Annotated in this window: 16 protein-coding genes; 9 read left to right on the top strand and 7 right to left on the bottom strand. The window is 55.6% G+C overall.

Annotated features, from left to right (window positions below):
- The first annotated feature begins 172 nt into the window (after nucleotides 1-172).
- Complete coding sequence (locus ACZ5D1_RS05920; RefSeq protein ID WP_464556221.1) at nucleotides 173-1918, top strand: SulP family inorganic anion transporter; 1746 nt, start codon at nucleotides 173-175, stop codon at nucleotides 1916-1918.
- 229 nt (nucleotides 1919-2147) lie between these two features.
- Here ACZ5D1_RS05920 and ACZ5D1_RS05915 read toward each other — a convergent pair whose 3' ends face one another.
- From ACZ5D1_RS05915 to greA, 4 genes are all read right to left on the bottom strand, one after another.
- On the bottom strand, nucleotides 2148-2927 hold the full coding sequence (locus ACZ5D1_RS05915) for a THxN family PEP-CTERM protein (protein WP_464556220.1): 780 nt from the start codon (nucleotides 2925-2927) through the stop codon (nucleotides 2148-2150).
- A 468-nt stretch (nucleotides 2928-3395) separates the two neighbouring features.
- Nucleotides 3396-4187, bottom strand: a complete 792-nt coding sequence (locus ACZ5D1_RS05910) for a THxN family PEP-CTERM protein (protein WP_011368364.1) — start codon at nucleotides 4185-4187, stop codon at nucleotides 3396-3398.
- Nucleotides 4188-4460: 273 nt separating this feature from the next.
- The gene (locus tag ACZ5D1_RS05905; protein ID WP_011368365.1) at nucleotides 4461-5249 is read right to left on the bottom strand and encodes a THxN family PEP-CTERM protein; all 789 of its coding nucleotides are present in this window, start codon (nucleotides 5247-5249) and stop codon (nucleotides 4461-4463) included.
- Nucleotides 5250-5646: 397 nt separating this feature from the next.
- Complete coding sequence (greA, locus tag ACZ5D1_RS05900; RefSeq protein ID WP_011368366.1) at nucleotides 5647-6138, bottom strand: transcription elongation factor GreA; 492 nt, start codon at nucleotides 6136-6138, stop codon at nucleotides 5647-5649.
- Nucleotides 6139-6469: 331 nt separating this feature from the next.
- Here greA and ACZ5D1_RS05895 point away from each other — a divergent pair, with 331 nt between their 5' ends.
- The gene (locus ACZ5D1_RS05895; protein ID WP_011368367.1) at nucleotides 6470-7771 is read left to right on the top strand and encodes a DUF401 family protein; all 1302 of its coding nucleotides are present in this window, start codon (nucleotides 6470-6472) and stop codon (nucleotides 7769-7771) included.
- Between the two features lie 3 nt (nucleotides 7772-7774).
- On the opposite strand, the gene mtgA is transcribed toward ACZ5D1_RS05895, so the two are convergent.
- Nucleotides 7775-8485, bottom strand: coding sequence for a monofunctional biosynthetic peptidoglycan transglycosylase (gene mtgA / locus ACZ5D1_RS05890; RefSeq protein ID WP_011368368.1), 711 nt, complete (start codon nucleotides 8483-8485; stop codon nucleotides 7775-7777).
- Between the two features lie 526 nt (nucleotides 8486-9011).
- On the opposite strand from mtgA, the gene ACZ5D1_RS05885 reads away from it, so the two are divergent.
- The 4 genes from ACZ5D1_RS05885 to ACZ5D1_RS05870 all read left to right on the top strand — a co-directional run bounded on the left by ACZ5D1_RS05885 (nucleotide 9012) and on the right by ACZ5D1_RS05870 (nucleotide 13304).
- On the top strand, nucleotides 9012-11228 hold the full coding sequence (locus tag ACZ5D1_RS05885) for a diguanylate cyclase (RefSeq protein WP_011368369.1): 2217 nt from the start codon (nucleotides 9012-9014) through the stop codon (nucleotides 11226-11228).
- Between the two features lie 100 nt (nucleotides 11229-11328).
- A complete protein-coding gene (locus ACZ5D1_RS05880) occupies nucleotides 11329-11550 on the top strand; it encodes a TraR/DksA family transcriptional regulator (protein ID WP_011368370.1) in 222 nt (73 codons plus the stop codon).
- 114 nt (nucleotides 11551-11664) lie between these two features.
- The gene (locus ACZ5D1_RS05875; protein WP_011368371.1) at nucleotides 11665-12600 is read left to right on the top strand and encodes a YitT family protein; all 936 of its coding nucleotides are present in this window, start codon (nucleotides 11665-11667) and stop codon (nucleotides 12598-12600) included.
- 32 nt (nucleotides 12601-12632) lie between these two features.
- A complete protein-coding gene (locus ACZ5D1_RS05870) occupies nucleotides 12633-13304 on the top strand; it encodes a D-lyxose/D-mannose family sugar isomerase (RefSeq protein ID WP_464556218.1) in 672 nt (223 codons plus the stop codon).
- Nucleotides 13305-13581: 277 nt separating this feature from the next.
- On the opposite strand, the gene ACZ5D1_RS05865 is transcribed toward ACZ5D1_RS05870, so the two are convergent.
- Nucleotides 13582-14484 carry a carbohydrate kinase family protein gene (locus ACZ5D1_RS05865; protein ID WP_464556217.1) on the bottom strand — a complete coding sequence of 301 codons (903 nt, stop codon included), beginning with the start codon at nucleotides 14482-14484 and terminating at the stop codon, nucleotides 13582-13584.
- Nucleotides 14485-14581: 97 nt separating this feature from the next.
- Between ACZ5D1_RS05865 and ACZ5D1_RS05860 the strand changes: the two genes are divergently transcribed.
- Together ACZ5D1_RS05860 and ACZ5D1_RS05855 are read left to right on the top strand one after the other, a co-directional pair.
- Entirely contained in the window at nucleotides 14582-15241 is a 660-nt protein-coding gene (locus ACZ5D1_RS05860) for an HAD family hydrolase (RefSeq protein WP_464556215.1), read from the top strand.
- 119 nt (nucleotides 15242-15360) lie between these two features.
- Nucleotides 15361-15996 carry a nitroreductase family protein gene (locus ACZ5D1_RS05855; RefSeq protein ID WP_464556214.1) on the top strand — a complete coding sequence of 212 codons (636 nt, stop codon included), beginning with the start codon at nucleotides 15361-15363 and terminating at the stop codon, nucleotides 15994-15996.
- Between the two features lie 355 nt (nucleotides 15997-16351).
- On the opposite strand, the gene ACZ5D1_RS05850 is transcribed toward ACZ5D1_RS05855, so the two are convergent.
- Complete coding sequence (locus ACZ5D1_RS05850; RefSeq protein ID WP_027181282.1) at nucleotides 16352-17230, bottom strand: methylenetetrahydrofolate reductase; 879 nt, start codon at nucleotides 17228-17230, stop codon at nucleotides 16352-16354.
- A 318-nt stretch (nucleotides 17231-17548) separates the two neighbouring features.
- Here ACZ5D1_RS05850 and ACZ5D1_RS05845 point away from each other — a divergent pair, with 318 nt between their 5' ends.
- Nucleotides 17549-17791 carry a hypothetical protein gene (locus ACZ5D1_RS05845; RefSeq protein WP_011368377.1) on the top strand — a complete coding sequence of 81 codons (243 nt, stop codon included), beginning with the start codon at nucleotides 17549-17551 and terminating at the stop codon, nucleotides 17789-17791.
- Nucleotides 17792-17852 lie beyond the last annotated feature (61 nt).

The following is a 17852-nucleotide window of genomic DNA, read 5'->3' as shown; positions in this document are numbered from 1 at the left end:
GAAGCCACACTCCACGATAAGAAACCATACGTTAAAAAAATCACAATCAAAAAAGAGTCTTCACCTTGAACATCAAAACTTTAAAAACTTGTCCCACTATTGCCACAACATAAAAAGAGGAGTAGACATGCCAGCCTCTGCGTTCATCGCATATCATTTCAGGAGGCCTTAAATGCATTCTCAAAATGTGGCCTCGGACAGGGAAGGGTTCCTGCCCAAGGCCATTTCTGTTCTCCGTCAGGGATATTCCCGCCAGAACTTCCTGCGCGACCTCGGCTCCGGTGCCACCGTGGGCATAGTCGCCCTGCCGCTGGCCATGGCGTTTGCCATCGCTTCCGGCACCACGCCCGAAAAAGGACTTTTTACCGCCATCGTCGCAGGCTTTCTTATCTCTGCGCTGGGCGGCAGCCGCTATCAGATAGGCGGCCCCACGGGTGCGTTTGTCGTCATCATTTTCAACATCATCTCCAGACACGGTTTTGACGGCCTGCTGCTGACCACCATAATGGCCGGAATCATCCTTATTATTTTCGGTGTGTTGCGACTCGAAACCCTGATCACATTCATTCCCTATCCTGTGACCACCGGCTTTACCGCAGGCATCGCACTGCTCATATTTTCATCACAGATAAACGATTTTCTGGGCATGCGGCTTGATGTGATACCCCCGGACTTTATCGGAAAATGGCAGGCATACTTCGGACATGCTGGTGCCATTGATCCGGTAACCGCAGCTGCCGCCCTGCTGACGCTGGGTATCATCATCGGCGTACGGCAGTTTGTTCCCCGCATTCCCGCTCCGGTTGCGGCCGTGGCAGCCGTATCAGTGCTAGCAGCCGCGTGCGGCGCGCCTGTGGAAACAATCGGCAGCAGATTCGGCGGCATACCGCAGACACTGCCGTCATTTGCCCTGCCCGACTTTTCATGGGCGCAAGTACGCATACTGCTGCCCGACGCGCTTACCGTGGCACTGCTGGCCGGCATTGAATCGTTGTTGTCGTGCGTGGTGGCCGACGGCATGACAGGCAGCCGGCACAACGCCAACACTGAACTGGTAGCACAGGGCACGGCAAACATCGCATCCGCACTTTTCGGTGGCATTCCCGCCACAGGCGCCATTGCCAGAACAGCCACAAACATCAGATCGGGGGCTTTCTCACCTGTCTCGGGCATGATTCACTCTGCGGTACTGGTACTGTTTGTACTACTGCTGGCTCCGGCCGCGGGGTACATTCCGCTGGCATGCCTCGCCGCCGTACTTGTTGTGGTGGCGTGGGACATGAGCGAAATTCACAAATTCATGCGCCTGCTGCGCGCCCCGAAGCCTGATGTGCTGGTCATGTGCCTTACATTCGGACTTACGGTGGCCGTCGACCTTACCGTGGCCGTCAATGTGGGAGTTGTTCTGGCTTCTTTGCTCTTCATGCAGCGCATGAGCAAAGTCACGCGCATCCGCGAATCAGATGGCGAGCCTGCCGCCGAGACATGGGCTGAAGAAGAACCCGTAAGTGATGTCCCGCAGGGGGTGCGCATCTATGAAATTGACGGGCCATTCTTCTTCGGTGTGGCTGATAGGTTTAAAAGCGTTCTTGATATCATGGAAAAATCACCGGCCGTCTTTATATTGCGCCTGCGCAAAGTGCCCACAGTAGACTCCACGGCCATCAACGCTCTGGAACTGCTGCATGCCCGCTGCAAAGCCAACGGAACAGTGCTGCTGCTTTCCGGCCTGCGCAAGGCCCCGCTGCAGGAATTACAGCGGCTCGGAACACTGGACATTATCGGCCGCCGCAACATTATGCCGGACATAAACGCAGCCCTTGAACGGGCACGCGCCATCACCGGCACACATGACAGGACACGCAGGCAGCCGGACCGGCACAGCTCATCCGGCCGCACCGCTTCTTCTCTTTCCTGACAATAATAAAGCGCTCCTTACGGGGCGCTTTATTATTACAGTCCGCTCCGCGGCATCCGGCAGCATATCTCTGCGCACTGCACTCGCCGGCATAAGACCTCCGGCACGCCTGCTGGATATCCGCCCGAAAGCACAACAGCATTTTTCCGGCGGGAATGCACTGCGCAAAAAAAGCAGGCCCTGTTTCCAGAGCCTGCCGTTTGCTGTCCGATATACGCGCTGAAAAATGTTACGCGTTTTTCTTTTTCATGCGGGAATAAACCCCGAGAGCAAGTATGCCCATACCCATGAGGCCCAGAGTGGCGGGTTCGGGCGCAGGAGTGGGTTGCTGACGATGGCTGATGGAAAAATACGAATCCACGGAGGTTTTAGAATTTTCCGGTGTAAGCCAGCCATAGTAGGTTATGCTTTTGTCCAGCTTCAGTGCTTCGACATACGAATCGGGTATGATGCCGTAGCTGCTGCTGAAATCCAGCGTATACCACTCGCCGTCGTATTCAAACCCTTCTGTTGTCACCCCGGGATTGGTCAGGATGAACACATCACTGGTAAGTCCGCCGTTGTTAGGTGTTTCGTAAAAGTCAAATTCAAGAAAGGTGGTAAGAGCTTTTTTCTCTCCGTAATACGGATCCAGAGCCCACAGAGCCAGTTCGGCTTTCACCCTGCCGGAGGTCAGAGTATCAGTTGTCACGGGCATGTTGGTATGGGTCATGGTGGTTGCATAGGCAGCATCACCATCAGTATCAACATTTCCCCATGTATAACTTTTCAGTTCGATGCTGCTGCGCTTTTCCCAAGAACCCCAGCTGAGATAGGTGTAGGCTTTTTCGCCATCAATCTTCTGGCGCCCCCAGTAACCCACGTTTCCGTTACGGCCGGACATTTCCCAGTCGGTGAAACCGATATGGTATGAGTATTGCCAGCTGTTGACCACAGCTGCAGACGCAGCAGATGCCACAAGAATACCCGCCACAAAGACGGCGCACGCAAAAAGAGCACGAATTTTCATGAGCTGATTCCCCCCAGCTTTTAGTAGCCACCCGTTGCAGGCGGCATATCTGACAAGCAATCGCCGTGCCTGTATATTTTTTCCATATAGCGTCAACAGGTTACCACTATGTACTACATCGGAAAACCCATCGGAAACTGTAATACTTTTCGACACCTTCGCCTGCATTATACCACAAATTGACAGCCCGGCAATACCTGAGACTTGTTGGTCAGGCAGTGGCGGTGACAGCCCGGCACCGCCTGCGGGAAAAAGTACGCGCGTTACAGCCTGCACCGGCCTTACGGGCTTCTTACAGCACTGCTCCCGCCTGTCACCACACATAACGCCTGCTGTTCCGGAAAAAACGGCATCAAACGCACACCGCATTGTACCGGTGTATCTCCATGGTTTCGCGCACATGGCAGCAGCATAAAAAAAGGCAGGCTCTGCCATCAGAGCCTGCCGGTATGCGGTGCGACAGGTTCATCAGGAACGCTTCGCAACATTTCTTTTCATACGGGAATACACGCCAAGAGCCACCAGCCCCAGCCCCATGAGCCCGAGCGTTGCAGGCTCCGGCGCAGGTGTGGGTTGCGGCCGATGCGTGATGGTAAAGCTGGTGTCCACCGTAGTGTCTGCATTTTCAGGAGTCAGCCAGCCGTAGTACGTGATGGATGTGTCCAGCCCCAGAGCTTCGATGTAGGACTCGGGGATGACACCGTAACTGCTGCCGAAATCAAGCGTGTACCACTCGCCGCCGTATTCGAAGCCTTCGGTGGTCACCCCGGGGTTGGTCAGAATGAACACGTCATCAGTAAGCAGCCCGTTATTGGGGGTCTCATAAAATGCAAATTCCAGAGCCGTGGACAACGCTATTTCTGAGCCATGGTACGGATCAAGAGCTCTCAGTTCGAGCATGGCCTTGACGGTACCGGATACCAGCGACCCGCCGTAAGTGGGCGAGTTGCTGTGCGTCATGGACATGGCATGCGCGGCATCACCGTTGGTGTGCACAATACCGCTGGTTCCGCTGTCCAGCGAGATTCCGCTCCAGCCGTTCCAGTTATCGCCCCAGTACAGATTCTTGTAGGCCTTCTCGCCATCTATCCAGGTTTTTCCCCACTTAGAAGGTCTGGTCCAGCGGTCGGACATTTTCCAGTCGGTAAAACCGGCGTTGTAGGTGTAGCCCCACGAAGTAACCACGGCAGCAGAAGCAACGGCCGCAAAAAGAAGATTGAAAACAAGAATACCAGTTATTGTAACAATACGAGTGTGCATAACAGCTTCCTTACACAAATAGTAATGAGTTCTTTCCTCGGTAGAGGCACACTGGTTAAGCAAACAGCGTTCCATGCAATCTAACACAATCTAATCTAACATGTTAGGCAAAACCCTACCCATGATTGACTGTATTTTAACTGTAAATAAATCCGACACCAGTTATAACTACCGACATCACCCCCGACAGGAGCAGACACTCATTCCGGATTTTGTGCACAAAAAAAGCGGCCCGCAGGCGGACCGCTTGGCAGATTCAGCACTTGCAGCAACTCAGCTTTTTTTGCGGCGCTGCCACAGGGCGTATCCGCCCATGGCCAGCATACCCAGTCCCATAAGCCCCATTGTTGCGGGCTCCGGAGCATGCGCGGGCTGGGGCATCACATGCGAAATTGAAAAGCTGGTGTCCACCACGGTACTGTCAAATTCCGAGGTAACCCATCCATAATATGTAAGTCCCGTATCCAGCCCGATCCGCTGAATGTAATATTCCGGAATAACGCCGAAGCTCCCGCCGAAGTCCAGCGTGTACCACTCACCGTCATACTCAAAACCTTCAAAGGTGACCTGCGGATTGTTCAAAATAAACACATCGCGGCTCATTCCTTCAAATATAGACTTTTCATAAAAGCTGAAATCAAGTTCGGTGGAAAGCGTTGCAGGCTCACCCGCCACAGGCTCCAGCGCCTGAAGTTCAAGTACGGCTTTCACCGTGCCGGAGACAAGCGCGCTTGTTGTCCATCTGTTGTAGTGCGTCATGGTCATGGCTGCGGCAGGCGCACCGCCTGTGTTCACCACACCGGAAACAGGTGCGTTGAGTTCAATGCGGGACTGAAACAAGGGAAGCAGGCTGGAGCCCCACCAGAGGGTATGGTAGCCGGTCTCGCCGTTCAGATTGACCGGTCCCTTCACCCCGCCGGAGTCTCCGGACTGTGCCCATGTCCAGTCCACAAAACCGGCATCATAAGAATACTGCCAGGAAGTTACCACCCCGGCCGATGCTGACGAAACAAAGATAAGCGTCGCAACAAGCACCATTGCAATCCGACAGACAGTTTTCATGATTCACTCCTGTTACCCTGTACTCTAACGCTACCAAGCCTTCGATATAACAGAAGCAATAGCGGTTCCAAATCGACAATACAAAATTAAAACAACATGTTAACCTTGGAATCGACAAAGAACAAAAAAATGTAAAAAAAAGCGACACATCTTATAATATAAAATAGCCCTTACATTACAGACTGATAACAAACTGAGAAGATAAAGACAGCTGTCGATTATAATTACACCAGTAAAAATACCTGACACTGCCCTGCCTGTACCCGCAGCAAAAACAAAAAGCCCCCGCCGCAAAAACGGCAGGGGCTTACAGAGCTTGTCTTGGCTGTCTGGTGTCACCGGAGGTACTGGCCGCCCGGTGGCGCCGACAGGAGCACATCCAGACTGGCCTGTAAAACTATTCGAGGGTGATGACAGGGCCGTTGAAGCTTACAGAAACGATTTCGTAATGTATTTTTCCTCTCGGGGCGTCCACCACAACTTCGTCGCCTTCCTCTTTGCCCAGAACAGCTTTGGCAACAGGAGAAAGAACCGAGATGCTGCCTTTCACATAGTCAGTCTCGTCGGGACCCACCAGAGTATACACCCGCATTTCACCGGTTTCGAGGTCTTCCAGCTCTATGGTGGCACCATAGGTCACACGCTCGCCGCCAAGCGTTCTCATATCAATGACATTGAAGCGGGCCATGCGGGATTCGATGTTGCCGATACGCGCTTCAAGCATGCCCTGACGCTCACGGGCGGCATCATAGCCTGCGTTTTCGCTCAGGTCGCCTTCTTCGCGTGCTTCCTTGATGGCCTGAATCACTGCGGGACGTTCCTGCTTCAGCCTTTCAAGATCTCGTTTAACCAGTTCAAAGCCTTCAACTGAAATCGGGATGCTGCTCATGTTTGATTCCTTGACATTTCTCGATAGTTTTTTGCCAACGACAATAAGAAAAAACGCCACGCGGCCCATGGGTCGCGAGGCTGTTCGACACTGTCCGAAACAGGTGTTGGCAACCTGAGGGGTAGAACAGAGTTCACCGGAGGTCAAGCCCCGTTCGCAAAATATTTCCTCTAACAGTAAACCGTTTTTCCTGTTTGCGCAGGCAATTCATGGCTGTTCAGGGCATATGATTCATGTTACGTCACAGCCGTAACCGTCGCTTTTTGCAACACGCCTGCGTGCAGCGGCCCGGAGCCGCGCCGCTGACCTTCCACACATGAGGCAAACCGCCGTGACCGGCCCGGACTCGTTATTGCCGCTTATCAAGCTGGCTGCCGCTTTCATCATCATGCTGCTCGCCATCCGCTTCAGGGTGAATCTGGGGCTTTCCATTATCAGCGGCGGTGCCGCCGTAGGGCTGTTTTTCGGTCTGGCTCCTGATATGTGGCTGCCCACGGTATTCACGGGGCTGACCAGCCCGCAGACCCTCATGCTGGCGGCCATAGTGCTGCTTATCCTGCTGCTCAGCGATGTTCTGGAAAAATCAGGCCAGACCCTGCGTCTTATGGATGCGCTGTCCGGCTATCTGAAAAACCCGCGCCTGCGGCTGGTTTTCTTCCCCATGCTTATAGGACTGCTGCCCATGCCGGGCGGTGCTGTTTTTTCGGCCCCCATGATAGGTGCCGTGGCCAGCCGCATGCAGGTTTCAAAAGACACGCTGGCTGCGCTCAACTACTGGTACCGGCATGTATGGGAAACATGGTGGCCGCTGTATCCGGGCATCATTCTGGCGGCATCGCTCTCGGGCATTCCCATAACCACCATCTGCGCCTTCGGTTTGCCGGGCATGGCAATCATGCTGGCCGCAGGATGGTTTTTCATGCTGAGACCGGCGGTACTTTCTCTTCCGCCTGCCACGGTGCAGACAGACAGTACCGTGACGGCAAGCACGCCGAAAGCGGTTCTGCGTCAGGGGCTGCCTTTGCTGGTGGCCATCGGCGGTTCTGTGCTGCTTGAAACGGTACTGGCTTTTTCAGCGCAGGGCATTCCTTTTGAATCAGGCGTCATTGCCGCACTGGCTGCAGGCATACTGACTGCAGCCGTACAGAATAAAGGCAGCGCCGGTATTCTGGCGGCATCGCTGCGCCACAGACATCTGTGGCAGATGGTGCTCGTCATTGCCGCCATATTTGTTTTCAAGGAGATGCTGAACACCACAGGGGCGGTACATCAGCTGGCGCAGCTGGCAGGCGGACGCACAGCCCTTACGGTAAGCTGTATTTTCATGCCTTTTATTGTCGGGGCGGTATCGGGCATTACCATGGCCTATGTGGGGGCCACATTTCCTCTTATCGTGTCACTGGCCGTTCAGGCCGGTCTGCAGGATTCTCTGACAGCCTATGTCATGCTGGCCATATTTTCCGGATTCACCGGCATCATGGCAACGCCGCTGCATGTCTGCTTTGTGCTCACATGCCAGTATTTTCACTGCACCCTGAGCAAAGCGTGGCGCCATGTGGCACTGCCCTGCCTGCTGCTGTTCTGCAGCGGACTTGTATACCATGGCCTGCTGCTTTTATGGCTCAAGCCCTGAACCTCAGCGCCACGAACGCCGCTGCATGCGCCGCAGGATAACTCTGCTTTTGGCTGTGACATAACCGGAATCCGAAACCGGAGAATACCGCCGCGGCGCCGGAAGCACTGATGCCAGACGGGCGCTTTGCGCCGGTGAGAGCGCCGCCGGTTCGACACCGAAAAAATGCCGTGACGCCGCATTGATTCCGTAGATGCCGTCGCCCCATTCTATGACATTCAGGTAAATTTCCAGTATACGCCGTTTTGACAGCGTGGCTTCAAGCCGCCATGTAAGCAGGGCTTCTTTCAGCTTGCGGCTCAGGGTTCTGTCGGGTGACAGATACAGATTTTTGGCAAGCTGCTGAGAAATGGAGCTGCCCCCCGCGGCAAGCCGCCCCTCCCGCAGGTTGCGCAGAAAAGCCTGACGCATGCCTTCCGTATCAAACCCCTCATGATCCCAGAAGCGGTCATCTTCGGCTATGGTCACAGCCCGTACCAACCACGGAGAAATCTGCCCCAGAGGTACCCACCGCAGCTTGGGAACCGGACGCTCCGCCAGCGACTCTCTGAATCTCATGTATTCAGTTGCTGCGGGATTTTCTTTTTTCAGCACGGCAACATCCGGCCAGAAAGCGAAACGCAGCACATCGGCGGCCATCACCGGCAGCACCACCAGCGCAGCCAGCACAAACGTTTTCAGCACACGGCGAACTGTCACCCCCGCATCACCCATACACGCTCCTGCATAAAAGGCGTTGCACACGCACACGGCGTAGCGTACTTTCCCTGTAGTATAGCATAGTTTTGAATATACGCCACCATCAGCCATCCGGACGCAAAAAAAGCCCCGCGCAAAAAAAAGCCCCGGTTGAGGACGGGGCTTTTCTGCGGCACCTTCGTGACCGGGATTATGACACTCAGGATGCGCGTTGCAGCACCGGAGGAGGATCCGCGCTGCCGGTAATATGGATGACAGGATCGCGTCGGGCTGCGCTGTCCGGACAAGGCGGAAGCGCAGCCGGCACAGTTGCTTCACAATCCGGCTGTCACGCTTTCGTTATATGGCATATCAACACACCAAAGCAACAAAAAAGAAAGTCAAACTTTCATTTTTTTTCATTTTCACACATTCAAGCCCTGTTATAGTTCACAAACGAAAAACAGCGCTTACTTGTGCCGGAAACTAATCATTTTCCGGAAGCCGGCACACGGCTAGTATCATGACAGCACTGCTTCCATTCCAGATGCGGCTATTTTTTATGAAAAAACACTTTTTTCCGGTAATCATGGGGCTGGTCAGCCTCATCGCCTTTGTGGCAGCCATGGCGGGGTTCGATTTCACCACCGCCTCGGAATACGCTGCGCAGTTCAGCCGGCAGCAGGCTCTGCAGGTGCGCGTGGCAACCAACGCCATAGAAGACCAGCTGGACATGATCTCCGCATCCGGCGCATCACTTGCTGGGCATGCCCGCTTTGCCATCGACTACGGTGCCACATACCAGGCAAAGCTGCTCAGCGCGCACATCACAAGACAGCCGAACATCCTTGCCTATGTTCTTATGGATACCCCGCACAGCCTTAAAAGCGTGGAGCTGGCTTCCGTCCCGCTTTCCATGGAAGCCGCGGCATACGCGCAGGAATGGATAACGCAAAACTGGAGCAACGCCCCCGAACAACTGGCCGGCAACCTGCTCAAAGCTCCCCTGCACATCACCCCCGAACACCAGCTTGCAGGACTGCTTTATCCTTTTTCGGACGGCAAAAAGCTGCTGGGCATGTCTGCCACGGTTGTCAGCCTCACACGGATAATCAAGCGGTATGTGGCCGACCTGCATGTGGACAACATAGGGCAAGGCTACCTGCTGGCGGATGACGGCACACTGCTTTTCGACCCTGACAGCAACAACATCGGCAAAAACATATTTACCCATATCTATGAAAACGCACCGGAACGGATGCATGTTTTCCGGGAAGTGCTGGCAGCCAGATCCGGCAGCGGCATCTTTGACTTTCCCGACACGGAAAACAGCAAAGCCCAGCAGATGCTGCTGGCGTGGGACACGGTCGATTTCGCAGGACGCAGGCTCAAGGTCTGTCTGGCCGTATCGGGCGATACCGTCAACGAGGTAATGCAGCGTCAGGCCCGCTGGCGCATCGCCGCGGGGGTACTGTTTCTGGTGGGGCTGGTGCTGGCAAGCACACTCATCATCTACCGGTCGGGGCTTGCCAAAGTGCGGGAAAATGAAGAGCGCCTGCAGATGGCTCTTACCGGCAATCAGGACGGGCTGTGGGACTGGAACATACCGGACGGCAGAGTTTACTATTCTCCCCGCTGGAAAGAAATAATGGGACTTGAAACCGACCAGCAGCTGTCATCGCCCGAAGAATGGTCATCGCGCATTCACCGCGCCGACAAAGAAGAGGTGACAGCCCACCTGCAGGAGCATCTGCGGGGCGGTGTCCCTTACTTTCAGACAGAGCACCGTGCGGTGCGCGCCGACGGGGCTGTCATCTGGGTGCTGGAACGCGGAGCCGTCATAAGCCACGACCGCGAAGGGAAACCCGCCCGTCTGGTAGGCACCACCACCGATGTAACAGCGCGGCGGCAGGCCATGATGGAACGCGACATGCTGTTCCGCAACTCCATAGACCTGCTGGCCATCACGGATGTTGAAGGCAACATACTTGAAGCCAATCCGGCATGGGAAAACATGCTGGGCTGGACCGCTGAAGAGCTGCGCCTGCCGCCCTGTTTCGATTATGTGCACCCCGATGATGTACCCAAGGCTGCGGAAAATTTTGCTTTGCTGATGAAAGGCATTCCCGTACGGGCGCATGAAGGCCGTTTTTTAAAAAAAGAAGGCAGCTGGATTTGGCTTTCGTGGAACGTGCTGCCCGACATGCAGCACCGGCGCATCTATGTAACCGCACGTGACATCAGCAGGCAGAAGGCACACGAGCGCAGGCTGCATGAACAGGCATCCACGGACGAGTTGACAGGCATATTCAACCGACGCCGCGTGCTGGACATCGGCAAAGCCGAAATGGCCCGTTCACGGCGCTTCGGACGCCCGCTGGCATGCCTCATGATAGACATAGACCACTTTAAACAGATCAATGACACATACGGACACGTGGCGGGTGATGCCGTGCTGCGGGGGGTCACGGCCACGCTTTCGGCCGGCCTGCGCCAGAGCGATACGCTGGGCCGGCTGGGGGGCGAAGAGTTCATTGTCTTCATGCCCGAAACAGATGCCGAGGGGGCAATGCATACAGCGGAAAGGCTGCGGCAGGCCGTGGAACAGAGCTCGGTGCTGATGGACGGCGAAGGAGCCAGTCCCGGCATTACCGTCAGTCTGGGCGTAACCGTGCTGGCGCCGGAAACGGCATCGCTGGATGCATTCATTGCTGCCGCCGATGCAGCCCTGTACCGTGCCAAGGAAAACGGAAGAAACAGAGTCGAATTTCAGAAATGAACGCAGCCCGCACTGCACTTTTATCTTGACGTTGGCGCTGTAATATGATGCTAGGCTTTTTTTAAATTGATATCCCCCCGGATATGCCAAGGAGAACCACATGCCCGATATGTTCGATCAGGCCAGCGATCTGGAAACGCGGGAGCGTGAAGCCGCCATTTCCATGGCCCGCAGCAGACTGTCCGGCGGTCCCGGTCCGGAATGGATCGACGGCCGTCCTCACTGCCGCGAGTGCGGAGAAGAAATTCCTGCCGCACGTATCAATGCCCTGCCCAACTGCAGCCTGTGCCGCGATTGTCAGCAGGAAATGGAAAATAACTGATTCACAGACGACAATACCGCTGCGCCCTGAGGCTTTTCAGAATGCTCTGTTTTTAAAAGCGCCTTGCCCGATCATTGCATTTCCTGTATTGCCAATATTCTGAAGTCCGTTATCATGGATTTTGGCACACAGCGGGGAACAATGCTCAGCAAACGTTCGCACCATGTGCGACCAGGCATCCTGACAAGGCTTATGCGTAACAGAGATTTTTTCTATTCGGTTGTATGGAACCTGCTGCTCATCACAGCAGGTTCCTGTATTTTTGCGGTTTCTCTCAAAAGTCTGGCCACGCCTCAGCAATTTGTACCGGGCGGGGTTTTCGGCTTTGCTTCGCTTATCTATTACAAAACGGGATGGCTGGACACAGGTACGCTCAACCTGCTTCTGAATATTCCCATTTTTCTTTTCGGGTATTTCAAAATCAGCAAGCGTTTTGTGCTGTACAGCCTGTACGCAACAGTACTCACATCGGTACTGTTTTCGCTGACAAACTTCACCATTCCCATTCATAACCAGCTGTATGCAGCCGTGGCCGCGGGTGCGCTCAGCGGTTTCGGTGCCGGCATAGTGCTGCGCTCGGTGGGGTCCAACGGCGGCATGGACATCGTATCCATCCACCTGATGCAGAAGTATAATATCGGCGTGGGCAAGACGTCGTTTGCCTACAACCTTGTGCTGTACCTCATCACGGCCACGTATATGAATCCCGATGTGGTGGTGGCATCCATCATCATGGTTTTCATCACATCGGCCACGGTGGAATACACGCTGTCGCTTTTCAACCAGCGCAAGGTTGTCTTCATCATTTCGCAGGACGCTGAAGCCATCTCCAACCGCATAATGAAAGAACTGCACCGCGGGGCAACCATACTCAAAGGGTACGGCGCCTACACCCGCACAGAACGCAATGTTCTGATGAGCGTGATAAACAACATCCAGCTGAAAAAACTTGAAGAAATAGTTTTCACAACCGACCCGAACGCGTTGTTCATCGTGGAAAACACGTTTTCGGTAATCGGAACCGGATTCGGCCAGCGCAAACGCTACTAGCCGCAATCCTGACGACCAATACGGAGTTGAGCATGAAACGCAGTGAAATCAACGCTCTGATAAAAGATACCAAAATATTCTTTGACGCTCTGGGGTTCCGCCTGCCCCGCTGGGCCGGATGGAAGCCCGCGGAATGGAAAGGCAAAGGCGGGCTGGAAGTGGTGCAGAACATGCTGGGCTGGGACATAACCGACTATGGTGCCGGCGACTTTGAAAAAAAAGGACTGATTCTTTTCACCATCCGCAACGGTAACCATGCAGCGGGACATCCCAAGCGCTATGCCGAAAAAATCATGGTGGTCCGCGAAGGACAAGTCTGCCCCATGCATTTTCACTGGTCCAAGACAGAAGATATCATCAACCGCGGCGGAGGCAATCTGGTCATCGAACTGTACAACTCCGACAAGGACGAACAGCTTGCCGATACCCCGGTCACTGTACTCATCGACGGCATTCCGCAGACTGTTCCGGCAGGGGGCACTGTCATCCTTGAACCGGGTGAATCAATCTTTCTGCCGCAGGGCATGTACCACCGGTTTTACGGTCAGCAGGGGCGCGGCAAAATACTGGTGGGTGAAGTGAGTTCGGTCAACGATGACAACACCGATAACCGTTTTCTGCACAGCATGCCGCGTTTTCCGCAGATAGAAGAAGATGAGGAGCCCGTGCACCTGCTGGTAACCGACTATCCCGCATGGGTGTAGCCTGCATTTACAGCCCTGCAGAACCTCATGTACTGCCCGTCGTCACAGGCCGTTCCCGCAAGAGAGCGGCCTTTTTTATCCGCATCTCCGCCGGATAAAAAGCAGCCGCAGCGTAATGCATGCCAAAGCGGCAGCGACCGGCGAAAAAGCACCCCTTGCATCTTCCGCTGCGCGGGCACAGTGCGGGCCGCCCGATGCTCCGGCGTGTGGAGAGCAGGCAGCCTGCGGCGGGCAGGCTTATTTTTTACGTATAGGGCAGAAAAGGCGCGGAAAATTATCAGGGCAGCAGACGCAATGCTGCAGGCATCGGCGGCATGGCCCCGTGCGCACCGCACACATACGCGGCCACACTGGCTGCACGGGCATGTATCTGCTCCGGCGGCAGGCCGCACAGCCATCCCAGCGCCAGCGCGGCGGTAAAGGCGTCTCCCGCCCCCACGGTATCCGCCACCTCCACCATTTCGCCGGCATGCTCGTGGCAACTTTCGCCGGTCATCAGCACGCTGCCCTGCGCACCGCGGGTCAGCGCCGCGGCCTGCAACCCGAAACGGGTCACCAGAGCATGCAGCGCCGCACAGCGCGCAGCTGCATCGCGCAGCACATCCGCCACGCCCAGAGCAGGGGCCAGCACGTCCAGTTCTTCTTCATTAAGCTTAAACACATCAGCCAGCTGCAATGAATCCTGCACCACTTCAGGGCTGTAAAAATTCTGCCTCAGGTTACAGTCAAACACCCGCAGCACAGCAGCATCAGCCGCCTGCAGAAACGACCGGACAGCCGCACGTCCGGCCGGAGTGCGCTGACACAGCGTGCCGAAGCAGATACATGCGGCCCCGCCTGTCAGAGTGTCCTCAGCGCGGGCGGCAGGCAGAAAATCCCATGCCACATCATCGGGAAAAACATATGAAGCCGTCCCCTGTGCGGAAAGCAGAACATCCACACGTCCGGTGGGATGCAGCGGGTCAACGCTGATACGGCTTACATCCAGCCCCTGTTCCGCAAGCAGACGGCACGCCCTGCGCCCCGCATCATCATCGCCCACGCGCGAGACAATCATACCCTGCCCGCCCAGTGCATTAAAATGATAGGCGAAATTAGCCGGAGCCCCCCCAAGCTGCGGCCCGTCGGGCAGCATATCCCACAGCACTTCTCCCAGTCCCACGCCAAGCGGTCTGCGCATTGTCGGTCTCCTCCCTCGGCATAACGGTCTCTTGCCGCATGCGCAGAATATGCGATAGGGTCAGTATCATCAATACTCTCAGCCCCAAGGAGCACCCATGCCTCAGGCGGTTATTTTCGATATGGACGGTGTCCTGCTTGATTCCGAACCCATGCACATGCAGGTGCAGGACAATATGGCTGCCGAACTGGGATTCAAAATGACCAGGGCAGAACATCTCGCTTTTGTAGGCATTTCTCCCCTTGCCACATGGGAACAGCTGTGTGCCAGACACGGCCTGCCGCAGAATCCGCAGGAACTGGCGGAGGAACAGGGCCGCCGGTATCTTGCCCAAGCGCTGGAAAAAGCAGTCCCGCGCTCCGGACTGCTGCCCCTGCTGGACTATCTGCAGGCCAGAGACAAGCCGCTGGCCGTGGCATCATCCAATCAGCGCGAAACAGTTGATGCGGTACTGGGCAAGCTGGGAGTGCGCGACTTTTTCCGGGCGGTTGTGACAGGAAGTGATGCAGAACGCAGCAAACCGTGGCCGGATATATTTCTGAAAGCCGCCCGTCTGCTCCGCGCACTGCCCGCAGACTGCCTTGTCATCGAAGATGCCGCCACAGGCGTTGCCGCCGCGCGTTCTGCCGGCATGCGCTGCATCGGACTCTGCGTGCCCGATGCCCCCTTTCAGGACCTGTCATCAGCAGACATCACTGTCTCTTCTCTCGACGAGATCATTCCCCTGCTGAAAAACAAAAGCTGCCGCTGCGGCTGAGAAGCCCAGAAAATTCACCTGCCCTCTGTTCATCAGGCCGCCGGTGCGTTACACTGACAGCTAACCGCATAAAATACGCCATACAGGGCCGTCACCGGCGGCACCATAAGGAGACGCTTATGAACTTCACCGATATTCTTGCAAAACGCCGCTCTGTAAACTTTTTTGATCCTGAAGCCGAAGTCAGCGACGCCCAGATACGACGCATCATAGAAAAAGCAGCGCTGACGCCTTCCAGCTTTAACCTGCAACCCTGGAATGTCATGATTTTCCGGGATTCTGCCGACAAACACACGCTGCGCAAGCTGGCCATGGATCAGCCCAAGGTTTCTGAAGCCCCCGTGGTGCTGGCCATACTGGGCGACCGCAACGGCTGGCAGGAAGGGCACCCCGTGGTGGAACGCAACTTTAAAGAAATGGTTGCCGCTGGCGGTATGAAGCCGGAACAGCACAACTGGTTCATCAACGCCTGCAAGGGACTGTACGGTAAAAATGAAGAAACAGCACAGGCGTTCGCCCTGAAGAATGCAGGATTCTTTGCCATGTCACTGATGTACGCCGCTGCCGATGAAGGACTGGACACACTCCCCATGGACGGTTTCGACCACGACGGGGTCCGCAGTGCGTTCAATATACCTGACAGGTTCTGGATTCCCCTGCTGTTGTGCGTAGGCCACTTTGACAGCAGCAAGACCCTGCTGCCCCCCAAATGGCGCAAAAGCTACGAAGATATCGTGGTCAGCTTCGGCGACTGATAACTGCGGTAGCTGAAGCCCCCGTAAGCACCTTACTGCAAACGGTGCGGGCCGGAAAAAGATCGAAGTCGGAGAAATATCCGGCCCGTTTTTGTGCTTCCGCTGCGCACACAGCGGCCGACAGGTCCGGACAGCACCGCCCGCAGGAGGCAACTGAGCCGGACAGACCCTTTTTTCTTCGCCCCGCCGGACGTTCATCCGGCGCGCGGTTCCGGCAGCGGGCCCATGTGCAGCGCCTGCACATGCCCCTGTCAGCAGAGCACAAAAAATCCGGCTCCGTTTTAAAAACGGAGCCGGATTTCATTTCAGCTGTACCAGATCAGCCCGCTGAAGGAACAGCGGCACAAAGCATGTTTTATCGCAGCGGGCCTGCCATTTCGGCTATACGCAGGCAGGTTTCCGCCTGATTCAGTGTATACAGGTGCACACCGGGTGCCCCGCCGTCCACCAGCCGCCGGATCATATCCGCGGCGAACTTTGTGCCCAGTTCTTTCACGGCGGCCGCCCCGCCCTTGGCGTCGGCCTCTTCCAGCTGCAGATAAAATCTGCCGGGAATATTGGCTCCGCACAACGAAAGAATACGCCTCACCGACTCGAGAGACTGGATAGGCAGAATACCGGGCAGAACAGGACTGGTCACCCCCATGGCCCGCAACTGGGCCACAAAATGAAAATATTCGCGCACATCAAACAGCAGCTGGCAGACAATGAAATCGCTGCCCGCGTCAATTTTCGCCTTTGTCCAGTGCAGATCCTCTGCAAAGCTGGCAGACTCCGGATGCGCGGTGGGATATCCGGCAACACCCACACACATTTCCGGAAACTCGGCGTTCACAAACTCCACAAGGTCGGAAGCATGTCTGAACTCGCCGTCGTCCCAGCTGAAACCGGCATCAGCCGGAGCATCTCCGCGCAGGGCAAGCACATTGTCCACGCCGATATCTCTCAGCTGACTGACAAAGCCGCGTATCTTATCTTTGGTGGCGCCCACGCAGGTCAGGTGCGGCATGGGTTCCAGATCAAGGTCCTGCTTGAACCGGCGGGTAATCTCGAACGTGTTGTCCTGCGTGCCCCCGCCCGCGCCATAAGTCACGGAGCAGAACACAGGGTTCAGAGCCATCAGCCTGCCGACGTTGGCAAAAAATTTCGGCCACATCTCCGGATTTTTCGGAGGAAAATATTCCAGAGAATAAAACGGGCCGTCATGCTGTCCGATCAGGTCTTTGATTTTCACGTCTGAATCCTTGTTACTGCGCAGATGCGCCGTTGCTGTTGTATGCTGCCACGTTACGCCGGCGGGATGCATAGTGCGTCCCTCATGAACGAACGATATATCAAGATAGCCTTATATGTCAATATCGACCTATTGTAATATTTACTTTACCCCCGCGCAGGGTGGACAATCACGCCACATCAGCGTAGCTGAAACAGCGCAAAGCACATAGGCGGCGCGTGTTGCCCCGTACAGGGTAACGCCACCCCGCACGCCGTGCAAGGCGCATGGCGCCCCTGATGCGGCGCGTTTTTTTCAGATTAATCACGGAGAAAATCTATGTTCTGGTGGCAATGGTCTGTTCTTCTGGTTGCGGCGGTGCTTGCTGCCATAGGCTTTCTGTGTCCCCCGCGCGGTGCGGCCGGTCAGGTGCTGCGCATTATTCTGGCATGGATACTGCCCTATACGCTCATCACCGTAGCGTTCTGTACAGGTTACATTCAGTCCATGTGGATGGCCGCCCCGTATCTGGCTGTTGCCTACGGGCTGTACATCAGCTTTGTGCGCAAGCACTTCGGCTGAGCCGCAGCCGGCTGCACACCTCTCTGTATCCGGCGCCATTGCTTCCGGCAGCGCTTTGCCC

It is taken from the genome of Oleidesulfovibrio vietnamensis (genome assembly GCF_055388115.1).
This window is presented reverse-complemented; position numbering and strand designations above follow the sequence as displayed.

What these genes read in the sequence shown, in the direction of transcription:
- ACZ5D1_RS05920 (WP_464556221.1), top strand. Translation starts at nt 173, where the DNA reads ATGCATTCTCAAAATGTGGCCTCGGACAGGGAAGGGTTCCTGCCCAAG.
- ACZ5D1_RS05915 (WP_464556220.1), bottom strand. Translation starts at nt 2,927, where the DNA reads ATGAAAATTCGTGCTCTTTTTGCGTGCGCCGTCTTTGTGGCGGGTATT.
- ACZ5D1_RS05910 (WP_011368364.1), bottom strand. Translation starts at nt 4,187, where the DNA reads ATGCACACTCGTATTGTTACAATAACTGGTATTCTTGTTTTCAATCTT.
- ACZ5D1_RS05905 (WP_011368365.1), bottom strand. Translation starts at nt 5,249, where the DNA reads ATGAAAACTGTCTGTCGGATTGCAATGGTGCTTGTTGCGACGCTTATC.
- greA (WP_011368366.1), bottom strand. Translation starts at nt 6,138, where the DNA reads ATGAGCAGCATCCCGATTTCAGTTGAAGGCTTTGAACTGGTTAAACGA.
- mtgA (WP_011368368.1), bottom strand. Translation starts at nt 8,485, where the DNA reads ATGGGTGATGCGGGGGTGACAGTTCGCCGTGTGCTGAAAACGTTTGTG.
- ACZ5D1_RS05885 (WP_011368369.1), top strand. Translation starts at nt 9,012, where the DNA reads ATGAAAAAACACTTTTTTCCGGTAATCATGGGGCTGGTCAGCCTCATC.
- ACZ5D1_RS05880 (WP_011368370.1), top strand. Translation starts at nt 11,329, where the DNA reads ATGCCCGATATGTTCGATCAGGCCAGCGATCTGGAAACGCGGGAGCGT.
- ACZ5D1_RS05875 (WP_011368371.1), top strand. Translation starts at nt 11,665, where the DNA reads ATGGATTTTGGCACACAGCGGGGAACAATGCTCAGCAAACGTTCGCAC.
- ACZ5D1_RS05870 (WP_464556218.1), top strand. Translation starts at nt 12,633, where the DNA reads ATGAAACGCAGTGAAATCAACGCTCTGATAAAAGATACCAAAATATTC.
- ACZ5D1_RS05865 (WP_464556217.1), bottom strand. Translation starts at nt 14,484, where the DNA reads ATGCGCAGACCGCTTGGCGTGGGACTGGGAGAAGTGCTGTGGGATATG.
- ACZ5D1_RS05860 (WP_464556215.1), top strand. Translation starts at nt 14,582, where the DNA reads ATGCCTCAGGCGGTTATTTTCGATATGGACGGTGTCCTGCTTGATTCC.
- ACZ5D1_RS05855 (WP_464556214.1), top strand. Translation starts at nt 15,361, where the DNA reads ATGAACTTCACCGATATTCTTGCAAAACGCCGCTCTGTAAACTTTTTT.
- ACZ5D1_RS05845 (WP_011368377.1), top strand. Translation starts at nt 17,549, where the DNA reads ATGTTCTGGTGGCAATGGTCTGTTCTTCTGGTTGCGGCGGTGCTTGCT.